Source organism: Pantoea sp. CTOTU49201 (genome assembly GCF_032054795.1).
GTDB classification, from domain to species: domain Bacteria; phylum Pseudomonadota; class Gammaproteobacteria; order Enterobacterales; family Enterobacteriaceae; genus Pantoea; species Pantoea symbiotica.
Genome location: NZ_DAMBSA010000357.1, coordinates 1 through 4932, shown reverse-complemented (window position 1 = coordinate 4932; position 4932 = coordinate 1). Strand labels below are relative to the sequence as shown.

General features: G+C 57.1%; 5 protein-coding genes. 1 reads left to right on the top strand and 4 read right to left on the bottom strand.

Features of this window, described 5'->3' with window-relative positions; translation table 11 throughout:
* Window positions 1–157: 157 nt before the first annotated feature.
* Together RTY00_RS19840 and RTY00_RS19835 are read right to left on the bottom strand one after the other, a co-directional pair.
* Complete coding sequence (locus tag RTY00_RS19840) at window positions 158–715, bottom strand: DcrB family lipoprotein (protein WP_137384946.1); 558 nt, start codon at window positions 713–715, stop codon at window positions 158–160.
* 116 nt (window positions 716–831) lie between these two features.
* On the bottom strand, window positions 832–1497 hold the full coding sequence (locus RTY00_RS19835; RefSeq protein WP_008109874.1) for a 7-cyano-7-deazaguanine/7-aminomethyl-7-deazaguanine transporter: 666 nt from the start codon (window positions 1495–1497) through the stop codon (window positions 832–834).
* 193 nt (window positions 1498–1690) lie between these two features.
* Here RTY00_RS19835 and tusA point away from each other — a divergent pair, with 193 nt between their 5' ends.
* On the top strand, window positions 1691–1936 hold the full coding sequence (tusA, locus tag RTY00_RS19830; RefSeq protein WP_036649974.1) for a sulfurtransferase TusA: 246 nt from the start codon (window positions 1691–1693) through the stop codon (window positions 1934–1936).
* Here tusA and RTY00_RS19825 read toward each other — a convergent pair.
* Together RTY00_RS19825 and RTY00_RS19820 are read right to left on the bottom strand one after the other, a co-directional pair.
* On the bottom strand, window positions 1933–4209 hold the full coding sequence (locus RTY00_RS19825; RefSeq protein ID WP_312665710.1) for a zinc/cadmium/mercury/lead-transporting ATPase: 2277 nt from the start codon (window positions 4207–4209) through the stop codon (window positions 1933–1935). The two genes, tusA and RTY00_RS19825, sit on opposite strands and share 4 nt — an antisense overlap.
* Window positions 4210–4301: 92 nt before the next feature.
* Window positions 4302–4931: a lysoplasmalogenase gene (locus RTY00_RS19820; RefSeq protein WP_154194833.1), complete on the bottom strand. Its 630-nt coding sequence runs from the start codon at window positions 4929–4931 to the stop codon at window positions 4302–4304.
* Window position 4932 lies beyond the last annotated feature (1 nt).

The window sequence follows — 4932 nt, the reverse complement described above, 5'->3', positions numbered from 1 at the left end:
GACCGCACCATTCAGGAGTATGCGGATGAGATCTGGCACATTTCGCCAGTGAGATTGTAAGGCGAGGGTTGCAAACCAGGTCGCCATGAATGGCGACCCTACGAAAACCGCATTGAGCCATTTGTAGGGTCGCCATTCATGGCGACCGTTTTAAGGCTTACTTCAACGTGATGCTTTTCACGATGCTATCTGCATCGCTCTGCGCTTGCTGTTGGTTATCAGCTGGCAAGGTAATCTGCAGCGTCAGCAGTTTGCCGTCCACTTTCGCCAGAATCACTGAAGACCATGACGTCTGATTGTTGGCAGAAATCACTGTATCCAGCTGCTGTGCCGGCTGGTCTTTCAGCGTTACCGCTTTGTTAGACACCACCTGCAGCTGTGGATCGCGACCGCGCTGTTGTTGTTCCAGACGCTGTGCCAGCGCATCAAGCGCTTCGTTGGTTGGATCGCCCGCAATCACGATAATCGCGCGCTGACCGGTTTCGTCGGCATAGACGTGCATGTTGGTCGATTCAGATCCGAGCTTGCCGCTCTTGTCAGACATGCCCGCAGGCAGTGAGAAGCTCAGCTTGCCGTCCATCAGGTTAACCGTCTGGGCCGACTGGCTGGCGCTCGCACCGTTGCTGTTCGCTGCCGCATCATCTTTCTTCTGGTCACATGCCGCCAGGCCGATAACCAACAGGCCAATACCCACATATTTCACTACGTTACGCATTCTTTTCCCTTTTACATGATTCCAGTCAGGCGTTATCAAAACGGAATCGGCGGTTAAAAGCAACCGCCGGAGTGTCAGGAAATCTTAGCGTGCGGTAGCGTTTCGTCTATCTGCAATTAGCCGAAATTGATCTGCTGCTGCGCGGAACGTTCGGCTAAGCGCTTCAGCATGGCATTCAGCAGTACGCCGTAAGCTGGGAGGAAGAAGATCATGCAGATCAGCACTTTGAAGCTGTAATCCACCAGTGCGATTTCGACCCAGTGCGCCGCCATAAACGGGTCTGGACTCTTGTAGAAAGCGATGAAAAAGAAGGCCAACGTATCGCTGATATTACCGAGGAACATCGCTGCGGCTGGGGCAATCCACCACTGCGATAAACGGCGCAAACGGTTAAAAACGTGGACGTCGAGAATCTGTCCCAGCGCATAAGCCATAAAGCTGGCGCAGGCGATACGCGCAACAAACAGATTTACCTCTTCCAGTGATGCCCAACCTTGCCATTCGCCCTGATAGAACACGCAGGAAACGATGTAGGAGATCACCAGCGCAGGAATCATCACCGCCAGAATAATGCGACGAGCCAGCGGCGCGCCAAAGATACGCACGGTGAGATCGGTAGCGAGGAAAATAAACGGAAAGCTAAACGCGCCCCATGTGGTGTGGAAGCCGAAGATGGAAACCGGCAGCTGTACCAGATAGTTACTGGACGTGATCACCAGCAGATGGAAAAGCGATAGCCAAAACAGCGCATGCATGCGCTGACGTGCAGAGAAGTTGATCATTGTAAGCCTTTTTAGTGGTGGGGTGAGGGAACCCAGGTTCGTGCGTTGGCACGATGGTAAATAAAAAATCGGCGGCATCTTAACGCGTTGCGCAATTTATGCAATGGTTAATTTTAACGCAATCGTTATCGCCTTGCGTTGGCTCATTCGCGCGCTAGAATGAGCGCCCATCACTAACAACTGACAGAGAATCATGAGCGATCCCTTTTCTGCGCCAGACCATCAGCTTGATGCCCTTGGCCTGCGCTGCCCGGAGCCGGTAATGATGGTGCGTAAAACCGTGCGCAGCATGCAGGCTGGTGAAACCTTGCTGATCATTGCCGACGATCCCGCCACCACGCGCGATATTCCCGGTTTCTGCCGCTTTATGGAGCATGAGTTGCTGGCACAGCAGACCGAAAGCCTGCCGTACCAGTTTCTGATTAAAAAAGGCGCCTAACGCTGACGCAGCAAGCGCAGCGCGTTGGCTGTCACCAGTGCGGTGGCACCGGAATCCGCTAAGACCGCCAGCCACAAACCGGTGAAGCCGAGCAGCGTGGTGACCAGAAAAATCGCCTTCAATCCCAACGCCAGCGCCACGTTCTGACGAATGATGGCGCGCGTGCGCCGTGCCAGCACAATGGTGCGCGGCAAAATCGCCAGCTGGTTTTGCGTTAATGCCACATCCGCCGCTTCCAGCGCCACATCGGTGCCGCTGCCCATCGCAATGCCAATGGTGGCGGCTTTCATGGCGGGCGCATCGTTAATACCATCGCCGACCATCGCCAGTGATTGCTGTGCGCCCAGCGTTCGTATCGCTTCAACCTTATCGGCGGGCAGCAAACCCGCGCGATAATCAATATTGAGCTCAGCGGCAATAGCGGCGGCCGCGCGTGGATTGTCGCCGGTGAGCATCACGCTATTGACACCAAGTTTCTGCAACTCAGCCAGCGCGCTGATAGCTTCGCTACGTAGCTGGTCCTGCAACGCTAACGCGCCCAGCACCTGCTGTTCTTGTAACAGCAGCACCACGGTTTGGCCCTGCGCTTCCAATGCAGCAATCTGCTGTTGCTGTGCGTCATCGAGATGGCCGACTTCGCGCGGCGCGAGCAGCTGATAGGTTACGCCTGCGATCGCGGCACGAATGCCGCTGCCGGCCAGCGTTTGCTGCTGTGCAGCTTGCGGAATGGTGAGCGCGCGACGCTCGGCTTCTCTGACAATCGCTCGCGCCAGCGGATGGGTAGAACCTTGTTCAACGGCGGCGGCGATACTCAGCAGATTGTCTTCCGCCATCCCGCCAAAGGGCTGGATGTGGCTGATCTGCGGTTTACCGGCGGTCAGCGTGCCGGTTTTGTCGAACGCCATCATGCTCACACGACTGAGACGCTCCAGCGCCGCACCGCCTTTGATCAGCGCGCCCTGACGCGCGGCGGCGGCCAGGCCGGAGGTGATAGCGGCAGGCGTGGAGATCACCAGCGCACACGGGCAACCAATCAGCAGCAGCGTCAGCCCTTTATAAATCCACGGCAACCACGCGCCAAAGCCGAGCAGCGGCGGCAGCACCATCACCAACAGCGCCAGCAGCATAATGGCGGGCGTATAAATGCGGCTGAAGCGATCGATAAAACGCTCAACCGGCGCACGGTGGGTTTCGGCTTCCTCAATCAGTTGCAGAATGCGGTCAATGGCACTTTGGCCCGGCTGGGAAATGACTTTCAACATCACCAGACGATCAAGACTGGTGGCACCGGCCATGATCTGCTCGCCGGGCTCACGCGCCACCGGCAGCGATTCGCCAGTTAGCGCACTTTCATCAAAGCTGGCGCTGGCCTGCAGCAGTTCGCCATCGGCGGGTAAACGCCCGCCGGCCGCTACCTCAATCACATCGCCGGGTTGCAGCTCCTCTAAACGGACGTTTTCCCGCTGCGTGCCGTTGATGCGCGTGGCGGTATCAGGACGCAGCGCCATCAGCGCGGTAACACCACGGCGTGCGCGTGCAGCGGCGTAAGCTTCGAGGCGTTCACCCAGCTGAAACAGCAGCAGCACCATCGCGGCTTCGGCGTGCGCGCCAATCACCAGCGCACCGGCGGCGGCAATGGTCATCAACATCTCAATGCTGAACGGCGAACCGCTGCGCAGCAGTTTCCAGGCGCTGCGGGCAATCGGTGCTAAACCAATCAACGTGGTGGCAATAAACAGGCGATCGCCCCAAAGCGGCGAAAACTGGCTCAGCAGCCAGCTGCTGAGCATCAATCCGCCAAGCAGCAGCAAACCGGCGTTTTCCTGCCAGCGGCTTTCAGGTTGTGGAGGCGATGAGGAATCGCTGGCGCTCAGCGTGAAGCCGGCATTTTTCACCACCTGTTCGATGGTGGCGCGGATATCCTGGTCGGCGTCGACTACCAGTTTTTCACTGGCAAAAATCACGCGAGCTTGTTGTACCTGCGGCACGCGTTGCACGGCGGTTTCGATTTTACGCGCGCAGCTGGGGCAATCCATGCCCGCAATCTGCCAGCGGAATTGGTGTGAAGAGATGGCGGGCCTGTCGCTTTCGGCGTCGCTTTCGCCGCCGGGCGATCCGCTGTCACTGTCACAGCAGCCGCAATCGCTGTCTGATGTAACGGGCTGCGCCGCGGAGATTTTCAGTGTTGCGGGTTTTATGCTGCGAATTGAGCACAGCGGCTGCGGCTTACGGTGAGATTTGCCACAGCGGCAAGGGTGAGCATGTTGATGCATATAACCTCCGGAATCAGGGGCGGGCTGATGCCCGCGCCCTAATGCTACACTCTGGAGTGGACTCCAGAGTCAAGCGGAAGGTTAGTTTATCTTCAGTAGAGCCACAGTGAACGCGCAATCATGAAGTGACCGGCGAAGTAACAGGCGGCGACGATGGCGCTATCGGCGCTGAAACGGCGGCGATAATGCGAGATAAACCAGACAATATTGGCCAACAGCAGCAGCGCGGCACCGACCAGCAGCGAGAAGCTGAAGTCAGTTGGACGGAAGAAGTAGTTCTCCGCTGCCATCCAGTTCATCACCAGCGTCATGCCGATTAAGGTGCAGATCGGCCAGCGCAGATCTTCCAGCTTGGTCCACAGAATCCCGATAACAATCACACCAATAATCAGGAAGGTGAGAGGAATCGGCCAGAAGAAACTCATGGTCATGTGCGCGGCAAAACTGATGGTGTACAGAAGATGCGACAGGAAGAACGCGCCCAGCGCATAAAGCATTTGCTGACGCGGCAACAGCATTAACGCGTCACCCACCAGCGTGGCGACCAGACCGGCCAGAATCAAATAATCGGTGGTGTTGAAGGTTGGAGCTTGCCACGCCCAGGCAACGAGCAACAGCAAGGTGACAGGTTTAAATAGCCAGCGTTGCCATTGCGGACCGCGATATGAAGCATCGACGTAAAGCCAGCCGGAAAAAAGTACGGCAAGGAAAGACCAAAGCATG